Origin of the sequence: Bifidobacterium pseudolongum subsp. globosum (genome assembly GCF_000741295.1) — a bacterium.
In the GTDB taxonomy this organism is placed as follows: domain Bacteria; phylum Actinomycetota; class Actinomycetes; order Actinomycetales; family Bifidobacteriaceae; genus Bifidobacterium; species Bifidobacterium globosum.
Map to the genome: position 1 here is coordinate 1 of NZ_JGZG01000014.1, position 22,236 is coordinate 22,236.

At 62.3% G+C, this 22,236-nt stretch carries 20 protein-coding genes and 2 rRNA genes; 15 read left to right on the plus strand and 7 right to left on the minus strand.

What is annotated here, in order from left to right:
• Together BPSG_RS07460 and rrf are read left to right on the plus strand one after the other, a co-directional pair.
• Positions 1-3,065, plus strand: a 23S ribosomal RNA gene (locus BPSG_RS07460); the annotation flags it as partial.
• A gap of 157 nt (positions 3,066-3,222) precedes the next feature.
• Positions 3,223-3,339: ribosomal RNA gene (gene rrf, locus BPSG_RS07465) — 5S ribosomal RNA — on the plus strand.
• A 157-nt stretch (positions 3,340-3,496) separates the two neighbouring features.
• On the opposite strand, the gene BPSG_RS07470 is transcribed toward rrf, so the two are convergent.
• Both BPSG_RS07470 and BPSG_RS07475 read right to left on the minus strand, forming a co-directional pair.
• Positions 3,497-4,072, minus strand: a complete 576-nt coding sequence (locus BPSG_RS07470) for a 3'-5' exonuclease (RefSeq protein WP_033502378.1) — start codon at positions 4,070-4,072, stop codon at positions 3,497-3,499.
• Between the two features lie 167 nt (positions 4,073-4,239).
• Complete coding sequence (locus tag BPSG_RS07475) at positions 4,240-4,881, minus strand: GNAT family N-acetyltransferase (RefSeq protein ID WP_026644166.1); 642 nt, start codon at positions 4,879-4,881, stop codon at positions 4,240-4,242.
• 229 nt (positions 4,882-5,110) lie between these two features.
• Here BPSG_RS07475 and BPSG_RS07480 point away from each other — a divergent pair, with 229 nt between their 5' ends.
• The 11 genes from BPSG_RS07480 (at position 5,111) to BPSG_RS07530 (ending at position 15,896) form a co-directional block, all read left to right on the plus strand.
• A complete protein-coding gene (locus tag BPSG_RS07480; RefSeq protein WP_080699295.1) occupies positions 5,111-6,517 on the plus strand; it encodes an APC family permease in 1,407 nt (468 codons plus the stop codon).
• Positions 6,518-6,780: 263 nt separating this feature from the next.
• Complete coding sequence (locus BPSG_RS07485; protein ID WP_026644168.1) at positions 6,781-7,755, plus strand: ketopantoate reductase family protein; 975 nt, start codon at positions 6,781-6,783, stop codon at positions 7,753-7,755.
• A 22-nt stretch (positions 7,756-7,777) separates the two neighbouring features.
• Positions 7,778-8,650 (plus strand): MetQ/NlpA family ABC transporter substrate-binding protein, encoded by an 873-nt coding sequence (locus BPSG_RS07490; RefSeq protein WP_051592134.1) that lies wholly within the window; start codon positions 7,778-7,780, stop codon positions 8,648-8,650.
• 3 nt (positions 8,651-8,653) lie between these two features.
• Positions 8,654-9,784 carry a methionine ABC transporter ATP-binding protein gene (locus BPSG_RS07495; RefSeq protein WP_080699296.1) on the plus strand — a complete coding sequence of 377 codons (1,131 nt, stop codon included), beginning with the start codon at positions 8,654-8,656 and terminating at the stop codon, positions 9,782-9,784.
• A complete protein-coding gene (locus BPSG_RS07500; protein ID WP_022858083.1) occupies positions 9,781-10,440 on the plus strand; it encodes a methionine ABC transporter permease in 660 nt (219 codons plus the stop codon). Before BPSG_RS07495 ends, BPSG_RS07500 begins: the two co-directional genes overlap by 4 nt.
• Positions 10,441-10,479: 39 nt before the next feature.
• Positions 10,480-11,664 carry a pyridoxal phosphate-dependent aminotransferase gene (locus BPSG_RS07505; RefSeq protein WP_026644170.1) on the plus strand — a complete coding sequence of 395 codons (1,185 nt, stop codon included), beginning with the start codon at positions 10,480-10,482 and terminating at the stop codon, positions 11,662-11,664.
• 96 nt (positions 11,665-11,760) lie between these two features.
• Positions 11,761-12,417, plus strand: a complete 657-nt coding sequence (locus tag BPSG_RS07510; RefSeq protein WP_026644171.1) for an amino acid ABC transporter permease — start codon at positions 11,761-11,763, stop codon at positions 12,415-12,417.
• Positions 12,404-13,078 carry an amino acid ABC transporter permease gene (locus tag BPSG_RS07515; protein WP_026644172.1) on the plus strand — a complete coding sequence of 225 codons (675 nt, stop codon included), beginning with the start codon at positions 12,404-12,406 and terminating at the stop codon, positions 13,076-13,078. The genes BPSG_RS07510 and BPSG_RS07515 overlap by 14 nt, the downstream gene beginning before the upstream one ends.
• Positions 13,071-13,892 (plus strand): amino acid ABC transporter ATP-binding protein, encoded by an 822-nt coding sequence (locus tag BPSG_RS07520; RefSeq protein WP_026644173.1) that lies wholly within the window; start codon positions 13,071-13,073, stop codon positions 13,890-13,892. The genes BPSG_RS07515 and BPSG_RS07520 overlap by 8 nt, the downstream gene beginning before the upstream one ends.
• A 37-nt stretch (positions 13,893-13,929) precedes the next feature.
• Entirely contained in the window at positions 13,930-14,859 is a 930-nt protein-coding gene (locus tag BPSG_RS07525; protein WP_026644174.1) for a cysteine ABC transporter substrate-binding protein, read from the plus strand.
• Positions 14,860-15,008: 149 nt separating this feature from the next.
• Complete coding sequence (locus tag BPSG_RS07530; RefSeq protein WP_026644175.1) at positions 15,009-15,896, plus strand: SPFH domain-containing protein; 888 nt, start codon at positions 15,009-15,011, stop codon at positions 15,894-15,896.
• A 4-nt stretch (positions 15,897-15,900) separates the two neighbouring features.
• Here BPSG_RS07530 and BPSG_RS07535 read toward each other — a convergent pair whose 3' ends face one another.
• Together BPSG_RS07535 and murI are read right to left on the minus strand one after the other, a co-directional pair.
• The gene (locus tag BPSG_RS07535; protein WP_033502379.1) at positions 15,901-16,761 is read right to left on the minus strand and encodes a patatin-like phospholipase family protein; all 861 of its coding nucleotides are present in this window, start codon (positions 16,759-16,761) and stop codon (positions 15,901-15,903) included.
• Positions 16,762-16,814: 53 nt separating this feature from the next.
• Positions 16,815-17,606, minus strand: coding sequence for a glutamate racemase (gene murI, locus BPSG_RS07540; RefSeq protein ID WP_026644177.1), 792 nt, complete (start codon positions 17,604-17,606; stop codon positions 16,815-16,817).
• Positions 17,607-17,728: 122 nt separating this feature from the next.
• On the opposite strand from murI, the gene dapF reads away from it, so the two are divergent.
• Positions 17,729-18,637: a diaminopimelate epimerase gene (gene dapF, locus BPSG_RS07545; protein WP_026644178.1), complete on the plus strand. Its 909-nt coding sequence runs from the start codon at positions 17,729-17,731 to the stop codon at positions 18,635-18,637.
• A gap of 15 nt (positions 18,638-18,652) precedes the next feature.
• Here the strand turns inward: dapF and BPSG_RS07550 are convergent, their stop codons facing one another.
• Positions 18,653-19,318: a vitamin K epoxide reductase family protein gene (locus tag BPSG_RS07550; protein ID WP_051592135.1), complete on the minus strand. Its 666-nt coding sequence runs from the start codon at positions 19,316-19,318 to the stop codon at positions 18,653-18,655.
• 165 nt (positions 19,319-19,483) lie between these two features.
• On the opposite strand from BPSG_RS07550, the gene BPSG_RS07555 reads away from it, so the two are divergent.
• Positions 19,484-20,395, plus strand: a complete 912-nt coding sequence (locus BPSG_RS07555) for a PHP domain-containing protein (RefSeq protein ID WP_051592136.1) — start codon at positions 19,484-19,486, stop codon at positions 20,393-20,395.
• Between the two features lie 3 nt (positions 20,396-20,398).
• On the opposite strand, the gene BPSG_RS07560 is transcribed toward BPSG_RS07555, so the two are convergent.
• Both BPSG_RS07560 and BPSG_RS07565 read right to left on the minus strand, forming a co-directional pair.
• Positions 20,399-20,626 carry a DUF3107 domain-containing protein gene (locus tag BPSG_RS07560; protein WP_022858071.1) on the minus strand — a complete coding sequence of 76 codons (228 nt, stop codon included), beginning with the start codon at positions 20,624-20,626 and terminating at the stop codon, positions 20,399-20,401.
• A 58-nt stretch (positions 20,627-20,684) separates the two neighbouring features.
• Positions 20,685-22,127 carry a phosphotransferase gene (locus BPSG_RS07565; protein ID WP_129861325.1) on the minus strand — a complete coding sequence of 481 codons (1,443 nt, stop codon included), beginning with the start codon at positions 22,125-22,127 and terminating at the stop codon, positions 20,685-20,687.
• Positions 22,128-22,236 lie beyond the last annotated feature (109 nt).

Genomic DNA, 22,236 nt, shown 5'->3' on the forward strand with positions numbered 1-22,236 from the left:
GGATGCCTTGGCAGGCAGTACCGATGAAGGACGTGTGGGGCCGCGATAGGCCTCGGGGAGCCGCCGACAGGGCTTTGATCCGAGGGTGTCCGAATGGGGTAACCCGCCGGCTGTTGTGGGCCGGCACCGCAGGAATGTTTGCGGGGGGTACGCAGGGAAGTGAAACATCTCAGTACCTGCAGGAAAGGATACTCCGTGAGTAGTGGCGAGCGAAAGCGGATGATGGCTAAACCGGTGCCGTGTGATACCCGTCGGGGGTTGCGGCGCTGGTGTCGTGGGAGCGGCCGTGCCGGTGCCGACGCGCCGGCCGCCAGTGATAAAACCGTGTGTGAGGCGAACCGGGTTGGATACCGGGCCGTAGAGGGTGATGGCCCCGTAGCCGAACGCGCATGGTCTGGCGGGTTGTGTCCCGAGTAGCGCGGGCCTCGTGGAATCCCGTGTGAATCCGCCCAGACCGTTGGGTAAGCCTGAGTATACCTGTCTGACCGATAGTGTACCAGTACCGTGAGGGAAAGGTGAAAAGCACCCCGGGAGGGGAGTGAAAGAGTTCCTGAAACCGTGCGCCTACGAACCGTCGGAGCCCCCGTGTGGGGTGACGGCGTGCCTATCGAAAAATGAGTCTGCGAGTCAGTGGCATGTGGCGAGCCTAAGCCGTGGAGGTGGAGGCGTAGCGAAAGCGAGTCTTAAAAGGCGTTGTTCAGTCGCGTGTCCTGGACCCGAAGCGGGATGATCTAGCCCTGGGCAGGTTGAAGCGCGGGTAAGACCGCGTGGAGGACCGCACCCACTTAGGTTGAAAACTGAGGGGATGACCTGGGGTTAGGGGTGAAAGGCCAATCAAATTCCGTGATAGCTGGTTCTCTCCGAAATGCATTTAGGTGCAGCGTTGGTTGATTGCGCGCAGGGGGTAGAGCGACTGGATGCTTGCGGGCCCGTACCGGGTACCAATAGCAACCAAACTCCGAATACCTGTCGTGTGTATGCCAGCAGTGAGTCGGCGGGGGATAAGCTCCGTCGTCGAGGGGGAGACAGCCCTGACCGTCGTCTAAGGTCCCCAAGCGCGTGCTAAGTGGGAAAGGATGTGGAGTCGCATAGACAGCCAGGAGGTTGGCTCAGAAGCAGCCATCCTTGAAAGAGTGCGTAACAGCTCACTGGTCTAGTGGTTCCGCGCCGACAATGTAGCGGGGCTCAAGCACGCCACCGAAGACGCGGCAACAACCCTTGTGGTTGTTGGGTAGGAGAGCGTCCCATGCCGGGTTGAAGCCGCGGAGTGATCCTGTGGTGGACCGTATGGGAGTGAGAATGCAGACATGAGTAGCGAGAGCAAGGTGAGGATCCTTGCCGCTGGATGACCAAGGGTTCCAGGGCCACGTTCGTCGTCCCTGGGTGAGTCGGGTCCTAAGGCGAGGCCGACAGGCGTAGTCGAATGGATGAACGGGTTGATATTCCCGTACCGGCCCTTTGACCGACAAGCGGCCCCCTGGCCGAACACACATTTCCGCCGGAACCGTCCTTCCTTCGGGTTGGCCGGTGATGGCCGGGTCTGTGTGGGGCGCCTTGGGGTCGAGCGCGTGGAGTGACGCGGACGGGTAGCCGGCCGGGGAGGTGGTTTTCCCTGGTCAAGCGTGTGGCCCCGCCCCCAGGCAAATCCGGGGGCATTGTGGGGTGAGGCGTGACGATGGGGGCCCTTAGGGCCCGATATCCGGTGATCCCGTCGGCCGAGAAAAGCTTCGGCGTGAGGTCTTGGGCCGCTCGTACCCCAAACCGACACAGGTGGTCAGGTAGAGTATACCAAAGCGAGCGAGCGAATCCTGGTCAAGGAACTCGGCAAACCGCTCCCGTGCCTTCGGCATAAGGGAGACCCCCCGCGGTGACGGGCCCATGCGGCCCTCGAGCGGTGGGGGGTGGCACAAGCCAGGGGGTAGCGACTGTTTACCAAAAACACAGGTGCATGCCAAGACGCAAGTCGCCGTATATGCACTGACGCCTGCCCGGTGCCGGAAGGTTAAGAGGATCCATCAGCGCGGCTTGCCGCGCGAAGTGGTGAATTCAAGCCCCGGTAAACGGCGGTGGTAACTATAACCATCCTAAGGTAGCGAAATTCCTTGTCGGGTAAGTTCCGACCTGCACGAATGGCGTAACGACTTCCCCGCTGTCTCGACCAGGAGCTCGGCGAAATTGCAGTACGAGTAAAGATGCTCGTTAAGCGCAGAAGGACGAAAAGACCCCGGGACCTTTACTATACCTTGGTATTGGCATCAGGTGCGGATTGTGTAGCATAGGCGGGAGACTGTGAAGCACGCACGCCAGTGTGTGTGGAGTCGGCCGGTGAAATACCGCTCTGTCCCCATCTGATGCCTAACCCGGACAAGTGAGCCTTGTCGGGGACAGTGCCTGGCGGGTAGTTTAACTGGGGCGGTTGCCTCCCAAAGAGTAACGGAGGCGCTCAAAGGTCCGCTCGGCCCGGTTGGCAATCGGGTGTCGAGTGTAATCGCACAAGCGGGCTTGACTGCGAGATCGACGGATCGAGCAGGGACGAAAGTCGGAGATAGTGATCCGGTGCCGGCGTACGGACGCGGCATCGCTCAACGGATAAAAGGTACCCCGGGGATAACAGGCTGATCATTCCCAAGAGTCCATATCGACGGGATGGTTTGGCACCTCGATGTCGGCTCGTCGCATCCTGGGGCTGGAGCAGGTCCCAAGGGTTCGGCTGTTCGCCGATTAAAGCGGCACGCGAGCTGGGTTCAGAACGTCGTGAGACAGTTTGGTCTCTATCCTCTGCGCTCGTTGGAATCCTGAGGAGGCCTGCCCATAGTACGAGAGGACCTGGGTGGACGAACCTCTGGTATGCCAGTTGTCGCGCCAGCGGCATGGCTGGTTGGCCACGTTCGGGAGGGATAACCGCTGAAAGCATCTAAGCGGGAAGCCCGCTCCAAGATAAGGATTCCTAACCACCCCTCGAGGTGGCGTGAGACCCCAGGTAGAACACCTGGTCGATAGACCGGACGTGGAAGCCGCGCGAGCGGTGGAGCTGACCGGCACTAACGGTCGAAACACAAACACACCAGACCCGTTCCACGGGCACTGGCCAAGCATCCTACTACGCTAACCAGACCAACCACACACTTGGTCGACAGTCACGAACACACACACGCGTCGCGTCCACCCACCGGTCCCCAAACAACCACACAACCAACCCACACGGGTTGACAATTGAAGACTTGCGGCGGCCATGGCCCAGGGGAGACGCCCGGACCCATTCCGAACCCGGAAGCTAAGACCTGGCACGGCAATGGTACTGCACCCGACAGGGTGTGGGAGAGTAGCACACCGCCGCACCACACTTGACACAAAGCCCACCCCAACCCGGTGGGCTTTGCCATACCCAGACCGTGACCATCAACCAGATATATAAGGTATATCGATACCAATAGAGGGCGCCGCCCGTAGCTGTTCCTGCTGCGGGCGGCGCCCTCTTTGCATATGCGGGTGGGAATCAGCCCTGCGAAGTGGGCAGGAGCGCCACATCACACGAGATATAGCGTCGCTGCCATTCGAAGCACTGATACGTCTGCGTCGCATCGGAAAGCGCGCGATGCTCTTCCGTGTCCGCAATGCCATACCGGCGGATCAGATCCACCAGACGATGGCGTTCGGTGGGGAAGAGGCGCTTGTCGATCGTCATCGTGTCGAGCGTGGGGCGACGGAAATTGCTGACGAACTGCAACGTGCGGTGCTCGGCTTCGGCGAGGAAACCCATGTCGAAGCGCACATTGTGCCCGATGATCATATCGTCGCCAAGAAAATCGATGAAGTCCTCGAGCACATCCTCAATGGCCGGCTGATGCTCGACCATGGCATTCGTGATGCCAGTGATCTGGGTGATGCGCGGGGAGATGAGCACACCGGGATTGACAAGCTGCGCATACCGGTCGGCGATACGACCGTCACGAATCTTCACCGCACCGATTTCGGTGATGCGATCACGTTGCGCGCTCAGACCGGTGGTCTCAAGGTCCAAGGCGATGTAATCCTTGGGGAGTCGTTCGGCGGGCCGAGTGACCAAAGGCATAGCTGCTCCTTCCGTAGCCGCATTGCCATGACTCCACCATGGAGCGTGACTGTGGCGTATCGGGTAAACTCTGTCGACATCTCTTCAACGCACGAGTCTAACGCATGCCATGCGGCGAATACACAATACTAGGGTGCTTCTTCGCAAAGAATTCTCATTGTTCTGCATTACTGCGCAAGCACACGGAATTGCCCGGTACTCGTGCCGTTGTGGTCAAGATAGCTTGTGGTCTCGGCCATCGCGCGGCGGATGCTGTCCGACGTCACCTCATCCGCGTCGTCGTTGAGCGTGAGACGCATCTGGTGCCACAGCGCATTGCCGTGGTTCGAAAGGCTCACGCCCTCGTCGATGAAGCCGAACGACTCGTAGAATCCCACAAGACGCTCCTTGCATGTCAACACGATGCCCGAGCGGTGGGCGATCGCGGTGTCGAGAATCACACGGCGCATCAGATAGGCAGCGCATCCGCGGTGCTGGTATACCGGGGCGGTCTCCACGCCGAACAGCATCTGCCATGCGCCGCGCTCGTCGTGCATGTCCGCGCAGCTGTACATGTCGTCGTGCAGGTCGCGCTCGTCGGTCGTCATGCCATTGATGAAGCTGACGAGCATGCCGTCTTCGAGTCGTGCGGGGAAGCACGTGTCGCCGGCCGAGGAGTCGGGATTGACCAACAGCCAGAAATGCTGGGGGAAGCGCTCGATGCGGTTGGCGAGGCTTTCGATGTCAGCGGCCTCTTTTGGGGGGAAGCACGCGGCTTCCACACTCGCCAGGGCATCGAGATCATCTAACGTGGCGTGACGCACAAACATGCCCACCATCGTCTCTCGAGGCATGGTCAACATACCGCATGCCATGCGTCTGTGAGCGTACAGCGCAACAACGGCAACAACCGGCAGTGTGTGGAATCTAGCAGCATGCGTGCGGTGGCGTATGCAGACGCTTACAGGAAAATGTGCCGTGTTTTGCGCCGTGGCCTGTATGCGGCGAGCTATATTGCAAGAAGCAAAGGCTTACATGGATGAAGGATCGAGGAGCATCATGGCTGCGAACACCGCCGGATCAGTCAGTACAGGGAAGGGGACCGCCGTGCAGACGGCAGCACGAGGCAAGACCCATCCCAAGCGCACACTTACCACCAAGGACCTCATCGTCTTTGGCATGATCTTCATGGTGCCGATCGCCCCGTTCTCGATCATCGCCTCGGTGGCCGCCGTCTCGCACGGCATGCCGGCCATCGCATACCTGATCGCCATGGTGGCCATGCTGTTCACCGCGCTTTCGTTCGGCATGATGGTGCCGCTGTTCCCCTCGAGCGGCAGCATCTACATCTACGCCTCGCATGAGATGAGCACTGGCGTGGGCTTTGTCGTCGGCTGGCTCATGATCCTGCAATACCTCATCACACCGGCGATCATGCTGCTCATGGCCGCTAACGCGTTGCACCAATACCTGCCGGGAGTGCCGGTATGGGTGTGGTGTGTGGTGTTCCTTGCGCTCATCACCGGCATCGCCATGCGCGGCATGGGCGCCACTGTGCTCGTGGACAAGCTCGCCCTGACCGCCGAGCTCATCGTGCTCGCGCTGTTCTTCGTCTTCGGTGTCATCTACGTGGTGCGCCACCCCGAGACCGCGCGCTTCTCCGGCACCGCCTTCTTCAATCCATCCAAGTTTGATATGGGCGCGATGATGAGCGCCGTCTCGCTGTGCGCGCTGTCGTATGTGGGCTTCGGCTCGATCGTGACGCTTGACGACGAATGCGTGCAGCCGAAGAAGGGCCCGGGCAAGGCGATGATCATCATCGTGCTGATCCTCGGCTTCCTGTACATGTCGATGAGTTTCCTGACGATGTGCATGGATCCCTCCGGCAACATCATGATCGCCAACCAGAACAGCGGCTTCTACGCGGTGGCCGGACTCGCCGGCAAGTGGCTTGGCGTGCTGTGCGCCGTGGCGAATGCCCTCGCCCTCGGCCTGTTCACCTCGCTTTCCGGCATGACCGCGATTTCGAGCCTCATGTACACGATGGCCCAGGACGGTGGTCTGCCCAAGTTCCTCGGCACCTTGAACAAGAAGACGAACGTGCCCACTGGCGCCACGTTATTCACGGCCATCGTGAACCTCGTGCTGATTTTTGTGTTCATCTTCGTGGGACAGAACACCGCGGCCAAGGTGAGCAACTTCGGCGCCCTTTCCACCTACTTCATGCTCAACGTGGTGGTGATCTGGGGGCTGGGCATCAAGGGCCGCCAATACAAGGGGCGCACATTCTGGCGTTCGATCCTGTGTCCGCTCATCGGCGCCATTGTGACCTTTGTCATCTTTGTGTCGTTGGGGCTGGACGTGTGGATCGTGGGCGTCATCTGGACGCTGCTCGGCATCGTCTATTATCTGGTGTGGACCAAGGGCATGCACCACACGATGGATCTGGAGCGTTCCGTGGCATAACGTGCGGATGCGGATATAGCCCCGGTGCATCGCCGGGTATAAAACACGGTTATCAATGGGCGTGTACGGTGGAAAATTCACTGCACACGCCCGTTTTGTTGTGTTGTGGTCAGGGCTTGCGCCGTTTCGGGGCTTCCGCACTGTATCAATTCTTCGTATAGCCACGCCGTGATGTCGCCGCCGCACGTCCCGTACATTGTGAGTTGTCGCGGCCGCCCGCTTCGGGCCGGCCCCTCACTTGGAACGCAGAGGATGGGAGACGAATGAGGTATACGGTAATCGGCGCAGGTGGCATGGGCATACAGTTCGGCGTGCTCCTGCAGGAGAACGCTGGGTGCGATGTGGACTTCATCGATGGCTGGAGTGAGAACATCGAGGCGATCCGCGCCCAGAACGGCGCGTATGTTTCGCAGGATGGCCAGGACCGCCATCTGGTGCCCATCGACGTCTACTACCCGGAGGAATACACCGGCGACCCCGATGTGTGGATCGTGTTCGTCAAACAACATCAGTTGGCGGGGTTGCTCGAACGGTGTGCGCCGTTGTTCCGCAGCCACCAGGCCGTGTTCTCCGCAATGAACGGCCATGGGCACTTCGAGCGGCTCAACGGGTATTTCCCCGCAGACCGTATCTACGGGGGAACAGCGCTCATCGGCGCGTACGTGTACGGCCCGGGCGACTTCAACTTCACGGGCGATGCCCATGCCAAGGCGATGAACCTGTGCGCATACGACGGCCATACGCCCGAAAGCGATCCGGTGGAGCGCGCCATCGTCGAGGACTTCCGTGCGGCGACCCTGAACCCCACGGTCGTTGAGGATTTCGAAGGCATGTGCGTGGCGAAGATCGTGTTCAATTCCGTGCTCAACACGCTGTGCACCATGTACCGGATCCGCTTCGGGGAATTCGCGGCGCATCCCAGTGCCGCCACGCTCACCGAGCGGTTGGTCGATGAGGCCTACAGCGCGGCCGAGGCCGCGGGCATCACGCTGCTTGGCACACGGGAAAGCGAAGTGGACACGATCATGCGCACCGCCGCCGTGGCACACCCGAAGCACTATCCGTCGATGTACCAGGACCTCACACGATGCCGCCCGACGGAAGTCGACTACATCAACGGCTACCTCGCCCAGCTTGGACGCGAGCATGGCAGCACCTGCCCGCTCCATGAATTCCTCACCGACGAAGTGCATCTGGCGGAACACGCCTATGCGATCCACCATCCGGAAACCATCTGAACCTTACGAGAGGAACACCATCATGGCAATCATCACACGCCGCACTCCGGTTTCGACCATCGCCGCAGCGCTTGCGGCATGCGTGCTGTTCTCCACAGCCGCATGTGGCGGGAACGCTGCCGCCGCCTCCGGCCAGATCGACAAGCCGCAAGACGGCGGCACCACAACGATTGAAGTGGGCGTATGCCCCGGACCGTATGGGGACATGGTCAAGGAGGTCATTGCGCCACTGCTCAAAGACGATGGCTACGAGCTCATCACAAAGGAGTTCAACGATTACGTGCAGCCGGACAAGGCCCTTGCCGCCGGCAGCATCGACGCGAACCTCATGCAGCACGGCAACTATCTGGCGAAGTTCAGCGCAGACAACAATCTTGACCTGGTGTCCCTCGGCCAGGTGCCCACACTCGGCTTGGGTGTGTATTCCAACAAGTACGATTCCATCGACGAGATCGCGGATGGCGCCAGCATCGGCATCGCCAACGACGCCTCCAATCTGGCGCGCAGCCTTGGTGTGCTCGAACAGCAGAAGCTCATCACACTCGATGGCGATGTGGACGCGACGAAGGCCTCGACCGACGACATCGCGTCCAATCCAAAGAACCTCACTGTCAAGCCGCTCGATGCCGCACAGCTCGCCCGTTCCCTCGACACTGTGGACGTGGTGCTTGTGCCCGGCAACTACGCATGGGCGGCCGGGCTCAAGGCTCAGGACGCCCTCGCCTTTGAACAGCAAGGCGACGGCGTGATCAATGTCTTCGCCGTGAGCGGCGCCAACAAAGACTCCGATTTTGCAGTGAAGGTGCAGCAGCTGCTCGTCAGCGACGAATTCAAGGACGCGATCGCCGCCAGTGAATTCAAGGATTTCGGCAAGCCGACCGCGTGGAAGGAGTGAGCCATGGCCGCCATCATCACACTTGACGACGTCTCGGTCACGTTCCATGAGGCCGGACACACCATCGAGGCGGTCAAACACGCCAGTCTCGAAGTCGAACAGGGTGAGATCTTCGGCATCGTCGGCTTTTCCGGCGCCGGGAAAAGCACGCTTGTGCGCATGATCAACCTGCTGGAACGCCCCACCTCGGGCCGTGTGCTCATCGATGGGCGCGACATCACGGGGTTGAGGGGAGGCCCGTTGCGTGACCTGCGCAAATCCATCGGATTCGTCTTCCAGGGATTCAACCTCATCGGCAATGCGACCGTGGGCAAGAACATCGAGTTCGCGTTGCGCGCGGGCGGCGTTCCCAAGGCGCGCCGCCGCGGGCGCACGCAGGAACTGCTCGAACTCGTGGGGCTTTCCGGCAAGATGGACAGCTACCCGTCCAGCCTGTCGGGCGGGCAGAAGCAGCGCGTGTCGATCGCCCGCGCACTGGCGAACAATCCGCGCATACTGCTGTGCGATGAGGCGACGAGCGCGCTCGATCTGGAGACGACCGAAGGCATTCTCGCATTGCTCAAGCGCATCAATACGGAACTCGGCGTCACCATCGTCTTCATCACCCACCAACTTGAGGTCGCACAGCGCATCTTCGACCGTGTGGCTGTGATGGAAAACGGCGTGATCATCGAGCAGGGGAAGACATTCGATGTCTTCGCTGAGCCCCATCACGAGACGACGCAGGCGCTCGTGGAACGGTTCCTGGGCGTGGCGGTGCCGGAACGTCTGGTGCCGGAACTGCCCGTCGGCAGGCTCGTGGAACTCCGGTACAAGGGCGACCATGCGTTCGATCCGCTCATCAGCGCGGTCTCCAGCCGGCATGGTGTGGCCATCAATGTGCTGCACGGCAACGTCGAATACTTCGGTACACAGCCGATCGGCACTCTCGTGGTGCTCGTCGCGGCGATTCGCGAAGGGCAGCGCGGAGCACAGGACGTCGAGGACGCGCTCGACGAACTGCGCGGAACCGTGTTCGGCTTCAAAGAACTGACCGACGCCGCCGTCGAGCAAGCGCTTGACTCGCCGTACGGCGGCGGCCCGCGCACGGCAGCACAGACGAAAAAGACCGTACAGCAGGAGGTGCTGGTATGAGTGACACAGCGGAGATTCTGCGCGAACATCTGGGCAAGGCGCTCTGGGACACCTGCACGATGGTCGGCATAGCCACGGTAGTCGGTGTGGTGTTCGGCACGGCGCTCGCGGTCGTGCTGTATCTGACACAGGCGCGGCTGTTCACACCGAACCGGCTCGTCAACACGGTGGTCGGGTTTGTGGTGAACGCCATCCGTTCGCTGCCTTTTCTGATTCTGCTCGTTGTGCTGATCCCACTCATCCAACTGTGTATCGGCGATCCGTATACGCCGGCCGGTGGCGCCATCGCGCTATCGATCGCGGCGATCCCCTTCTTCGCGCGCATCGCCGAAAGCGCGTTCGCCGACGTCGATCCGGGGTTGCTCGAAGCGGCGGTCTCGACGGGAGCGCCGCTGCGCCAGATCATCGCTGGTGCGGTGTTCCCGCAGGCGTTGCCGAGTTTCATTCGGGGCATCGTGCTTACCGTGATCTCTTTGCTGGGCTATTCGGCGATGGTCGGCACCATCGGTGCCGGCGGCATCGGCGACCTGGCCATCCAATACGGGTACAACCGGTATGAGACCGGCGTGCTCATCGCGATCGTCGTGTTGCTTGTGCTCCTTGTCCAGCTCATCCAATGGGCCGGCGACCGCCTCGCGCTCAGGTTCACGCACTGACAGCCCCCACCAGCCATCACCCATCCCTCAGGAGTGTCCATGACCATCGCATTGTCGAAAACGGCCCAATCCATACCGCCGAATGTGTTCGAGCGAATGGACCGCACAGTCGCACAGGCGCGTGCGCGCGGCGTCGATGTGATCGACCTGTCGAAAGGCAATCCCGACGGGTTCCCTGAAGCGCGCATCCGTGCAGAGGCAAAAGCGGCCGTCGACAGCCCGGAGAACGCGCGCTATACGCCGTTTGACGGCAAGCCGCTGTTCCTGCAGGCGGCCGCCTCATGGTACGCGCATGAGCACAGCGTGGCGTTGGATCCCGGCACGCAGCTATTCGCGGTCGAAGGCGCCGTCGACGGGCTTGCCGCGGCCTTCGCCGTATTGCTCGACCCCGGTGATGTGGTGGCGTTCGTCGACCCGTACTACCCGTCGTACCATTGCATGGCCCGGATGCTCGGCGCCGAGGAGCTGCCGCTGCCCGCGCGCGCCGAGCTGGGTTGGCTGCCGGACCTCGACGCGGTGCCGGGCGAGACATGGGACCGCGTGAAGCTGCTCGTGCTGAACTACCCGAACAATCCCACCGGCGCACAGGCCCCATCGCGCTTCTTCGCCCGCGCGGTGGAGCTCGCCGCCCGCCACGGGTTCGCCATTGTGCATGATTTCGCCTACGCCGGCCTTGGCGTGCACGAGAACCAGAAGAGCCTGCTCGCAGTGCCGGGCGCGCGCGACGTGGGACTCGAGATCGTCTCACTGTCGAAGATGTACGCGATGGCCGGCTGGCGCGCGGGGTTCGTGGCCGGCAACGAACAGCTCGTCGCCGCAGTCAAGCAGTACCACTACCAGATGGGCTCCATGGTCACATCGTTCGTGCAGGACGCCGGCGCCGCCGCGCTCGCCGGGGACCAAGCGTTTGTGCGCGAGCAAGCCGCACGGTACGCGGCGCGGCGTGCGATTGTGGCTGAGGGCCTGCGTGCCGCCGGCTACAATGTGTTCGCATCCCAAGGCGGATTGTATGTATGGGCACAGGCGCCTGCGGCGATGACGGGCGATGAACTGGCGGCGCGCTGGCTCGGTGAGGCCGGAGTGGCGGCGTTGCCGGGCAGTTGCTTCGGCAACGCCGGCGTGCGGTATGTGCGCTTGAGCCTGCTCCAACCTCCACAGCGGCTGCACGAGGCCGTGGCGCGCATAGGCAAGCTCTCCCCGGATATGGAAAAACTGCACGCTTGAAGCGAATATGCTTCACAAAACAGATACAATGAGTCCGCGGTGACCTGTGCGTCACCATCCACCAGCCGAGGGCCTTTGAAAGGAGGGGATCGTCGTATGCTCGATTGGGCGTTCGTTTCGCGGTACGCGCCGTTTTTTGTGACCGGCGCGGAAATGACGCTGTTCATATCGGTGTTCGGCATCGCGCTCGCCATACTCACCGGATTGGTGTGTGCGGCGATCGAGACCGCGCGCATACCGGTATTGCGCCAGATCGTCCGCGTGTACATCGAGGTCAGCCGCAATACACCGCTGCTCGTGCAATTGTATTTCCTGTATTTCGGCTTGCCGAAACTGGGGTTTGTCTGGTCTGCGGAGATGTGCGCGATCATCGGCCTGGGTTTCCTCGGCGGTTCCTACATGAGCGAGGCGATGCGCGCCGGGCTTGAGGCGGTTCCGCAGATCCAACGCGAGAACGCCTACATGCTGGGCCTCAGCTCGCGGCAGACGATGTTGCATGTGGTGATTCCGCAGGCGATCAGCACATCGATCCCCGGCGTGGTGGCCAACGTGATCTTCCTGATCAAGGAATCCTCCGTGGTCTCGGCGATTGCGCTCGCCGATGTGATGTACATGGCCAAGGACCTCATCGGCATGTACTACACCACCTACGAGGCGCTGTTCCTGCTGATTGTGACATATTTGATCATTCTGTTGCCGATCTCGATCATCGGCACCTGGTTGGAGCGGAGGTTCGATTATGCAAAGCGCTAACATCCTGCTCCAGCCGGGCGTGATGCCGCGTCTGCTGCAGGGCCTGTGGGTCACGATATGGCTTGCGGCGGTCTCGGTGGCGTTGAGCGTGCCGGTGGGTCTTGTCACCGGTTGGCTCATGACATTGCGCAATCCGGTGATCCGGGTGATCATGCGCATCTACTTGGATTTTATCCGCATCATGCCGCAGCTCGCGTTGCTGTTCATCGCGTTCTATGGATTGGCGCGCGCATGGGACTGGAATCTGGATGCGACCGGCGCCTGCGTGTTCGTGTTCGTACTATGGGGAGGCGCCGAACTTGGCGACCTCGTGCGCGGCGCACTCGAATCGATTCCGGCGATCCAATACGAATCGTCGTACATGCTGGGCCTGAGCAACTGGCAGACCTTCACGCATGTGATCCTGCCGCAGGCCGTGCGCAGGCTGCTGCCTGCCTCGGTGAACCTAGCCACGCGCATCGTCAAGACCACGTCGTTGGCCACCCTGCTCGGCGTGGTCGAAGTGATCAAAGTGGGCCAGCAAATCATCGACGCGCACCGCTTCGATTACCCGGCCGGCACACTGTGGGTCTATGGAGTGATCTTCGCGATGTATTTTGTGGTGTGTTGGCCGCTTTCGATGGCAGCACGGTATCTGGAAAAGAGGTGGGCGAATGAGTGAGCCAATGCTCACGGTCGACAATCTGCTCAAGCACTATGCGGGGGCGGAACGCAATGTGTTCGACGGCATATCGTTTGACGTGCCGAAAGGCAAGGTGCTCGTGATCATCGGGCCATCCGGCTCGGGCAAATCCACGCTGTTGAGGTGTGTGGCCGGCCTTGAACCCATCCAAGGCGGCACCATCGCGCTCAACGGCCAGGTGATCGACCGCGGCGAGCCCGGCAACGAAAAGTCGGGGCGGGCCAAGCGCTCGAGCCAGCTGCGCACCAAAATCGGCATGGTGTTCCAAAGCTACGACCTGTTCCCAAACCGCACTGTGCTCGGCAATATCACGATGGCGCCAGTCATGGTGCAGAAGCGGCCCAAGCCAGACGTGGAGCGCGAAGCGATGGAACTGCTCAAGCGCGTCGGCCTCGCGGACCGCGCGCAGGCCAAGCCGCACGAGCTTTCGGGCGGCCAGCGCCAGCGCGTCGCCATCTGCCGCGCGTTGATCGAACACCCAGAGCTCATGCTCATGGACGAAGTGACCGCGGCGCTCGACCCCGAGATGGTGCATGAAGTGCTCGACGTGGTGCTCGAATTGGCCGATGCGGGGCAGACGATGCTCATCGTGACGCACGAGATGCAGTTCGCGCGGGCGATCGCCGACAAGATCATCATGATCGACAGCGGCGGCATCGTGGAAACGTCCGACGATCCGGAAGCGTTCTTTGCGCACCCAACCACACAACGCGCGCAGGAGTTCCTGCGCACCTTCGAATTCAGCCGCCACCGCCGCACGGAAAAGGACGGCGCCGGCGCACAGACGGCGTGACGCCGCAGGCGCACGCACCAGCAGAAAGGAACAACTCATGACAACAGCAGTATGGAAGAACGTGGGCAAGACCCTTGCCGCAGCCGCCGCGGGCGTGCTGCTCGTGCTCGGCGCCGCCGCCTGCGGCCCGAACGCGGGCACGCCGAGCGAGGCGGGTGGAACCGCCACCGGTTCGAGCGCGCAGGGCGGTTCGGCCGCCAAGGCCCGCACGCTCGACGAGATCAAGCAGTCGGGGGAGCTGCGCGTGGCGGTGTTCTCCGACAAGGCGCCGTTCGGCTATGTGGACAAGGACGGCAACTACGCGGGCTATGACGTGGTGTTCGCCGAACGCCTCGCCAAGGACCTGGGCGTGAAGCCGGTGTACACGTCGGTCGATCCGGCGGCGCGCGTCGACGTGCTCAGCTCGAACAAGGTGGACGTGACGCTCGCCAACTTCACCGTGACGCCCGAACGCGCGGAGAAGGTGGACTTCGCGAAGCCGTACATGAAGGTCTCGTTGGGCATCGTGTCGCCTGAGGACGCGCCGATCAAGGACGTGAAGGACCTCGAAGGCAAGACGCTGATCGTGGCCAAGGGCACGACCGCCGAAACGTATTTCGAGAAGAACTACCCCGAGATCAAGCTGCTCAAGTTCGACCAGTACGCGGATGCATACAACGCGCTGCTCGACGGCCGTGGCGACGCGATGAGCACCGACAACACCGAAGTGCTCGCATGGGCTAAGGCAAACAAGGGCTACGTGGTCGATGTGACGAATCTGGGCGATGTGGACACAATCGCACCGGCGGTGCAGAAGGGCAACACGGAACTGCTTGACTACATCAACGAAGAGATCGAGACGCTCGGCAACGAGCGGTTCTTCCACGAGGATTACAAGGAGACGCTCGAACCGGTCTACGGCGACGCGGCGAACCCCGACGACATCGTGGTGGAAGGCGGCGTGGTCGAAGAGGAAACCACCAAGTAAGTGATATGGGCTCCCGCAAACGGGGACCGTGATTCCAGTGTGACCCCTGTCCAGCTCGTGGGCAGGGGTCGCGCGCGTTTTGACGCCATTGCTACGATTGCAGGCAATGAGACTTGCGGCCACCGTGGCCGCGCCGAGAAGGAGATTCCATGGCAATCGCACTTGTAGTCATCGCTGTGCTCGTCATCATCGTGCTGGTGTGCACCGCGTATGTGGTGCCGCAGCAGCAAGCGTACATCATCGAACGGTTCGGCAAATTCCATGCGGTCAAGTTCGCCGGCATCCACTGCAAGCTGCCTTTGATCGACCGCATCGCGATAAAGACGAACATGCGCGTCTCGCAGCTCAACGTGAAGATCGAAACGAAGACGCTCGACAACGTGTTCGTGGAGATCGTGGCCTCGACGCAGTACCGCGTGAACGCCGAGAACGTGGCGAAGGCCTACTACGAACTGCGTGACCCGCAAGGACAGCTGCGTTCGTACATGGAGGACGCGCTGCGTTCGGCGATCCCCACGCTCACGCTCGATGACGCGTTCGCGCGCAAAGACGATGTGGCGGCCGACGTGCAGCAGACCGTGGGCAACGAGATGGCCCGCTTCGGTTTCACCGTGGTCAAGACACTGATCACGTCGATCGACCCGAGCCCGCAGGTCAAGACGGCGATGGATTCGATCAACGCCGCCCAGCGCGAAAAAGAGGCCACGCGCCAACGCGCGGAGGCCATGCGCATCCAAATCGAGACGCAGGCCGCCGCGGAGGCGGAGAAGGTGCGTCTGCAGGGCGAAGGCCAGGCCAACTACCGTCGCGAGATCGCCAACGGCATCGTCGACCAGATCAAGAGCCTGCAGGAAGTGGGCATGGACATCAATGCCGTGAACAACGTGGTGCTGTTCAACCAGTACCTCGACGTGCTGCGCTCGCTGTCCGAATCGAACAACGCGAAGACCGTGGTGCTGCCCGCTTCCACGCCCGGCGGCTACAGCGAGGTGTTCGACCAGATGACCAAGGCGATGGTCACATCCCAGGAATCCTGACGGTTCAGGCGGCGAGGAAGTCGGCGATGCGCCCCGCCTGACCATAGCCGGCGCGGTACATGCGTTCGAGGCCCTCGTAGGTCTTCGACAGCGTGGACAGCCCGTACAGCTCCTCGGGGGCGAGGATCAGCACTATGCCCTCCGCTTCGTATTGCTTGGCCGCAGCGACCTCGGTGTTGTACGTCTCGTAGCGTTCGAGCAGACGGTCGGCCGCTTCGGGGTGGCTCCGGCGCAGGATGCGCGCCGGAGCCACATCCTTGTGCTGTTCGCGGATCACGTCTTTCGGGCGTGTCAGCACGAGCACGATGCGGTCGCAGCCGTCATCGATCGCCTTCTGCACCGGCACCGGGTCGGCGATGCCCCCGTCGAAATACGGCACGCCGTCGATCACATACGGCTGGCAGGCCACCGGCACGGCCGAACTCGCCTTGAGGATGTCGTAATCGTCGTAATGCATGTCGTCTTTGGTGAAGTACTTCGTGGAACCGTCGCGCGCGTCGCACGCCACCACGGTGAATTGCGCGGGGTCGGCGGCGAAGGCCTCGTAGTCAAGCGGGTTCTCGCCGTCATGGTTGCTCAACGTGCCATACACATAGTCGAGATTCGCGAAGTTGTGGTTGTGGATGAACGAATTGACGCTCGCATACTCTTTGCGGAACGCATACTGCGTGTAGAACGTGTGGTTGCGCCCATGCTGGTGCGCGAGGAACGACGTGAGGTTCGCGCTGCCGGCCGAGACGCCATAGCAGTGGTCGAACGCGATGCCTTCCTCAAGGCAGCGGTCGAGCACGCCGGCGCCGAAGATCGCGCGGAATCCGCCGCCGACGTCGATGATCGCGGTGATATGGGGGTTCTGTTCACTCATATTCGCCTCATGTATTCTGTGAAATGTCTGGGGAAATCAGCCGGTGCCGCGCCTCACGCGGCGCACGGCGGGGCGTCAAGCAGCGCCTGTGCAAGCTGTTCGACGCGCGGGGAGGGGTCGGAGTTGGTCAATGTGACGGATCCAGTTTGGTCTTCCGGCGCGAGTGCGCCGAGGGATTCGAGGATCACGTCGAGATGGTGCACGGTGCCGTGGTTGCCGTCGATGATCGCGGTGGATTCGGGCAGCAACTCGCGGAAATAGTCGCGGTAGAACACGAAATGCGTGCAGCCGAGCACGACCGAATCCACGGTGGGCAGGTCGTACTGGTCGAAATAGCCGTGCAACGTGCGCATGACGAGGTCATGGTCGCCGAGCTGGCCGTGCTCCACGATCTCGACGAGTTTTGGGCACGGCTGCGGCCAGATGGTGTTGTCTGATTCGAAGCGGTGCATCAGTGCGGCGAACTTGTGCTCACGCAACGTGAGCGGCGTGGCCGCCACCACAACGCGCTGGGGGACCCCGTGCCCGCGGTCGCACGCCACCTTGAGCGCCGGCTCCATGCCGATGATCGGCAGGCTGTATTCGTCGCGCAGCTCGTTCACGGCGGCCGACGTGGCGGTGTTGCAGGCGATGACGATCGCTTTGGCGCCTTGTTCCACGAGATGTTCCACGATGGTGCGTGACAGTGCGCGCACTTCCTGGGGTGTTTTGGTGCCGTAAGGGGCATGCGCGGAATCACCGAAGAAGAGGATGCGCTCATGGGGCATCTCCGCACGGATCTGTCGCACCACGGAAATACCTCCCAACCCGGAGTCGAATACGCCGATTGGTGCAGATGAACTCATCACGCCGTCCTTTCCGTATGCCCGTGTGACATGGCATCGAGTGCCATTATATGCCGCGGCGGCATTGCGCGCCGAGGGCACAGCGGCCAGTCGTGCGGAACACGGGCGAGTACAGTGAAGGCATGACTATTGCACAGACTTTGACCAAAGCACAGGCGACCGGCAACGATTTTCTCATGTTCGCCGACGACCATGGTGCCTATGACCCGCAGCCGAAGGAGATCGCGCATGTATGCAACCGGCACTTCGGCATCGGCGCCGACGGCGTGATCCGCGTCACCCACCCCGAATACGTGGCCGACCTGACCGACGCCCAGCGTGAGGAGCTCGCGAAGGCGCACATCGACTGGTTCATGGACTACCGCAACGCGGACGGTACGTTGGCGCAGATGTGCGGCAATGGCGCGCGCGCGACGGCGCTGTTCATCCAGGCGATGCACTTGGCGGTCGTGACCGAGGGCCAGCCGCTGCGGTTGGGCACGCGCGCCGGCATCAAAACACTGACACCGCTCGCCGACGGCCCCGATCTGGGCACCCAGCTGTTCCGTGTGGACATGGGCCCATGGTCGATTGGCGAGGAGGACGCCTATACGGTGACGGTCGACGCGGCGGTTGGCGAAGGCAAGGGCACGTTCGTGGACATGGGCAACCCGCATGTGGTGACCGTCGTCGAGGACGCCTTCACCTCGCTGCCGGTGCTCGACAACCTCGATCTGAGCGTGCGGCCGGTGGTGGAGCCGAGCATCGACGAAGGCCAGAACGTGGAGTTTGTGCGCATCGACGAGATCGACGCCGCCACCGACATCGGCGAAGCCACGATGCGCGTGTATGAGCGCGGGTGCGGCGAGACGATGTCGTGCGGCACCGGCCTGTGCGCCACGGCGATCGTGCTGCGCGCCAAGACCGACATCAGCCACTGGCGCATCAAGGTGAAGGGCGGCACGCTGCGCGTGGACGTGACCGACAACAATGTGATGTTGACGGGGTCCGCGGCGCTTGTGGCCACCGTGCAGATGATGCAGGAGCGTTGACGCGCCGGGCGCCTGCTAGAACGTGAACAGGTAGGCGCCGTCTTTGACGAGGATGAGCGTGACGAGCGCGACGATCCACACGGCGTCGACCATCAGGTCGAACCCCAGCCGGTAGTACTTGCGCAGGCCGCGGGCACGTGCGGGCAATCCCTGCACCGTGACCGTGGCATGGCCGAGCGCCATGAACTGCACCGTTGTGGCGAAGCACAACACAAGGCACCACGGGCACAGCGCATTGATCACAAACAGCGACTGCGACGTGAGCCAATATGAATAGGCGAGCGCAGCCAAGCCGCCCAGCCATGTGCATGTGGCGAACCATGCGGGCATGCGCATGCGGGCGAGCCCGATGACGGCGATGGTGACGAACACGGATTCGGCCGCGATGCCGAAGAAGGCGTTCGGGAAGCTCATCTCGCCGAATTTGATGATTTCCGATTGCCATGCCTGCGCCACGGTCGTGCATGAGAGCTTGGCGTTCACGTCGCAGCTCAGCGTCTGATTGGGATTGCGGGCCATCTGCAGTGTCTCGGCGGAGAGGATGAACGAGACGAGCAGGGCGACCGCCGAGGCCACGAGCATGACGAGATAGAGCCATGTGGCCCCATGCCTCCAACCGCGTGGTTCGTCGAGTTCCGCAGGTGTGCTGCCGCCGATTGCCGGTGCGGTGTCTTGTGTCATGGTGGGTCCCTTCTTCATATGTCATGCCAAACACTGGTGCACGGGTTGCGATGCATACCACGTTACCGCACCCACAGGGCCCGGTGGGACTTGGTGGTTCGATCTGGTTGGCGTTGTTCACGATGCGGATACCGTTTGAGGTGCTCAATGGTTAGGATGGGAACCATGAACGAGCCAACGATGCCGATGCACCCGCCGACCCATGGCTGGGACTTGCACTGTCATACCGTGTTTTCCGATGGAACCGAGACGCCCCGGACCTTGGTTCGGGAGGCGAAACAGGCCGGGTTGCATGGCGTGGCGATCACCGACCACGACACGACGGCCGGCTGGGTGCAGGCCCAACAGGCGTCGGTGGACTATGGGCTGCCGTTGGTGCGCGGTACGGAGATCACAGCACAGGACGGCCGCGTCTCCGTGCACATGCTGGCGTACCAATACGATCCACGTAATCGGCATATCTGCGATCTGTTCACGGCGACGCGGGCTGCGCGCCTCGAACGGGTCAAGCGCATGGTGGTGCTGCTGTCGAGAGATTACCCGATCACGTGGGATGATGTGCTGGCGCAAGTCAAGGAGGGCGGCAACACCACCATCGGGCGCCCGCACATCGCCGACGCCTTGGTGGCGGCAGGTGTGTACGCCACGCGTTCGGATGCGTTCGCCGACGCGATCAGTTCGCACAGCAAGTATTACATTCCCACACCGTCGCCGTCGACGGCGCAGGTGGTGCAGGCGGTCAATGAGGCAGGTGGGGTGAGTGTGGTCGCGCATGCCGCCGACCCCAGCCGCAACCGTGTGTTGTTGAGCGACGGTCAAATCGGCAGGCTTGTGGACGAAGGCCTCGATGGTCTGGAAGTATGGCACCGGGGCAATCCGGAGCCCGAACGTCAGCGTTTGCTCAGGCTTGCCCAGCGTTACCATCTGCTCGTCACCGGAGGCTCGGACTGGCATGGGGCCGGCAAGCCGAACGCCTTTGGTGAGAACCTGACCGATGACGAGACGGTGGCAAAGATCGTGGAACGCGGCGCGATCCCACTGTGGAATGCCTGCGGCTTCAAGGAGCCGCAGGCATGATGGCTAGTTGAGGGCGCCGAACCCGACCGCATGGCGGGTCTCAGAGCCGATGATCGCATAGCCGAGGGCGTCTGCGGGCACAATGATGTGGCGGTCCTTGGTGTCGGTCAGCGTGATCGGCTCGTGGTTGGCAATCGCCTGGTTGATGGCGGCGCCCACCTGGTCGGCCGGTTCATCGGTGTTGAAGGTGACGGCGCCGGCGACGTTGCGGATTCCCAATTCGATTTCCATGGTTGTTGCTCCTTGCTGTGGTTGTATGGGCATTGTACGCACGTATGCGCGCGGAGGTTCACGATTGTGTCACGTCGTCGGGCGTTGCGGCGATTTCACTGGACGATGTGTGCGGGTGCGTCCCGTTGAGGCCGGCCCGGGCGTCGCGCATCGCGCGCTCCTCACGCTCGAGGAGCGGGATGAGCATCGTCTTGGCGTCGGCGGGCCCCAGTTGGGCGGCCTGTGTGTCGGTGGACGGCGTGGAGGTGAGGCTCACTGCGGCTTCGCCGGTGGCGTCGGTGTCGGTGCGTTCGTCAATGCCGATCACCATGGTCTCGCTCGACGCAGCAGAAGCCGCATACTGGCGGGACGCGGTGTCGTCGGCGTCGACAACGCCGATCGCGTCGATCGAATGCGAATTCGTGCGGTCGTCCGTGACGGCGTGCACCGCATGCTCGTTTGTCGTGTCGCGGTCGGCGGTCTGGTCGAACGAATCGAACCGGACGGCTGCCGCGGCGGTGGAGGAGGGGGTGTCGCGGCGCTGCTGGTCCTCACGCAGCAGCGTGTTGACGGTGACCGTGCTCGGCGGTTTGCCCGTGCCGCCCTCCGACACGCCGTCGCGGCGGCGGTGCATCGTGGTGCCGAGCTGGTGGGCGAGGCGGTCCACCTGCGCTTTGAACTGCATGATGCGCGCGTTGTCGCCCTGGTTGAGCGCTTGGATGAAATCGCCGACCTGGTCCATCTGCACCCACAGATTGGCGCGCAGCATGATCAGATCGTCGAGACGGTTGCCCAGGATGCGCCCGTACGCCGAGATGACGGCGTTGCGGTGCGTCTCATCGAGCTTGGAGAAAATCCACGCCAAATCGCGTGCAGGGTCGTTGATCTGCATCTCCTGCCAATTGGTGATCGTCGTGATCGTGGAGCCGGAGAAGATGAAATCGCCGTCGGAGAACCCGCCGTGCACCGGGCACGTGGCGAACGACCACAGTCCCTCCGTCTCGAGGATATGCGCCCAGCTGTCGGTGATCTCCTGCGGCACATGGCCGGCTTGGCGCAGACGGCGGATCCAAGCGGTGAGCTGCGCGTGGATCTGGCCTGTGGTGAACGCCGGGTATTTCGCATTGACAAGGAACGAAGGGCGCAGGCGGTGGATCGCGCCGATGGCGGTACCGATGCTGGCGCAATCGCCGAGCGTGAGCAGGTCCAACGAACGCGCCACACCGTCGGGGTGCGTGGTGACGAGCACGGCGGTCTCATCGGGATCGTTGTTGGCCGGGTCGAACGCCACCACATGGTCGGTGGAGAACCCGAGGCCGGCGAGCTCGCGCGATTGGTCAACGACGCGCGCCGCGCGCACACGGCCGGCCAGACGCTTCTTGCCCTGCGGCATGTTCGTGGCGTAGACGTTGTAGAAATTGCCATGCACGTCCTGCACGACGGCCTGGTCGATGCTCGCGGCCTGGTCGGTCTCGTTTTTCTGCTCGCTGTCGCGTACCCCTACCACGGCGACGTTCGGCATCGTAGCCGAGGCGAGGGCCGCCAACATCAGATTGCTTCGTTCAGTCACACACGGTATTTTTCCATGCGGAGGGTACAATTCGCAAGCATTGCAACGCTTTCATGACCCA

Excerpts from the sequence above, each read along its gene's own strand:
- BPSG_RS07470 (WP_033502378.1), bottom strand. The coding sequence starts at position 4,072 with ATGCCTTTGGTCACTCGGCCCGCCGAACGACTCCCCAAGGATTACATC.
- BPSG_RS07475 (WP_026644166.1), bottom strand. The coding sequence starts at position 4,881 with ATGTTTGTGCGTCACGCCACGTTAGATGATCTCGATGCCCTGGCGAGT.
- BPSG_RS07480 (WP_080699295.1), top strand. The coding sequence starts at position 5,111 with ATGGCTGCGAACACCGCCGGATCAGTCAGTACAGGGAAGGGGACCGCC.
- BPSG_RS07485 (WP_026644168.1), top strand. The coding sequence starts at position 6,781 with ATGAGGTATACGGTAATCGGCGCAGGTGGCATGGGCATACAGTTCGGC.
- BPSG_RS07490 (WP_051592134.1), top strand. The coding sequence starts at position 7,778 with ATGGCAATCATCACACGCCGCACTCCGGTTTCGACCATCGCCGCAGCG.
- BPSG_RS07495 (WP_080699296.1), top strand. The coding sequence starts at position 8,654 with ATGGCCGCCATCATCACACTTGACGACGTCTCGGTCACGTTCCATGAG.
- BPSG_RS07500 (WP_022858083.1), top strand. The coding sequence starts at position 9,781 with ATGAGTGACACAGCGGAGATTCTGCGCGAACATCTGGGCAAGGCGCTC.
- BPSG_RS07505 (WP_026644170.1), top strand. The coding sequence starts at position 10,480 with ATGACCATCGCATTGTCGAAAACGGCCCAATCCATACCGCCGAATGTG.
- BPSG_RS07510 (WP_026644171.1), top strand. The coding sequence starts at position 11,761 with ATGCTCGATTGGGCGTTCGTTTCGCGGTACGCGCCGTTTTTTGTGACC.
- BPSG_RS07515 (WP_026644172.1), top strand. The coding sequence starts at position 12,404 with ATGCAAAGCGCTAACATCCTGCTCCAGCCGGGCGTGATGCCGCGTCTG.
- BPSG_RS07520 (WP_026644173.1), top strand. The coding sequence starts at position 13,071 with ATGAGTGAGCCAATGCTCACGGTCGACAATCTGCTCAAGCACTATGCG.
- BPSG_RS07525 (WP_026644174.1), top strand. The coding sequence starts at position 13,930 with ATGACAACAGCAGTATGGAAGAACGTGGGCAAGACCCTTGCCGCAGCC.
- BPSG_RS07530 (WP_026644175.1), top strand. The coding sequence starts at position 15,009 with ATGGCAATCGCACTTGTAGTCATCGCTGTGCTCGTCATCATCGTGCTG.
- BPSG_RS07535 (WP_033502379.1), bottom strand. The coding sequence starts at position 16,761 with ATGAGTGAACAGAACCCCCATATCACCGCGATCATCGACGTCGGCGGC.
- murI (WP_026644177.1), bottom strand. The coding sequence starts at position 17,606 with ATGAGTTCATCTGCACCAATCGGCGTATTCGACTCCGGGTTGGGAGGT.
- dapF (WP_026644178.1), top strand. The coding sequence starts at position 17,729 with ATGACTATTGCACAGACTTTGACCAAAGCACAGGCGACCGGCAACGAT.
- BPSG_RS07550 (WP_051592135.1), bottom strand. The coding sequence starts at position 19,318 with ATGACACAAGACACCGCACCGGCAATCGGCGGCAGCACACCTGCGGAA.
- BPSG_RS07555 (WP_051592136.1), top strand. The coding sequence starts at position 19,484 with ATGAACGAGCCAACGATGCCGATGCACCCGCCGACCCATGGCTGGGAC.
- BPSG_RS07560 (WP_022858071.1), bottom strand. The coding sequence starts at position 20,626 with ATGGAAATCGAATTGGGAATCCGCAACGTCGCCGGCGCCGTCACCTTC.
- BPSG_RS07565 (WP_129861325.1), bottom strand. The coding sequence starts at position 22,127 with ATGCCGAACGTCGCCGTGGTAGGGGTACGCGACAGCGAGCAGAAAAAC.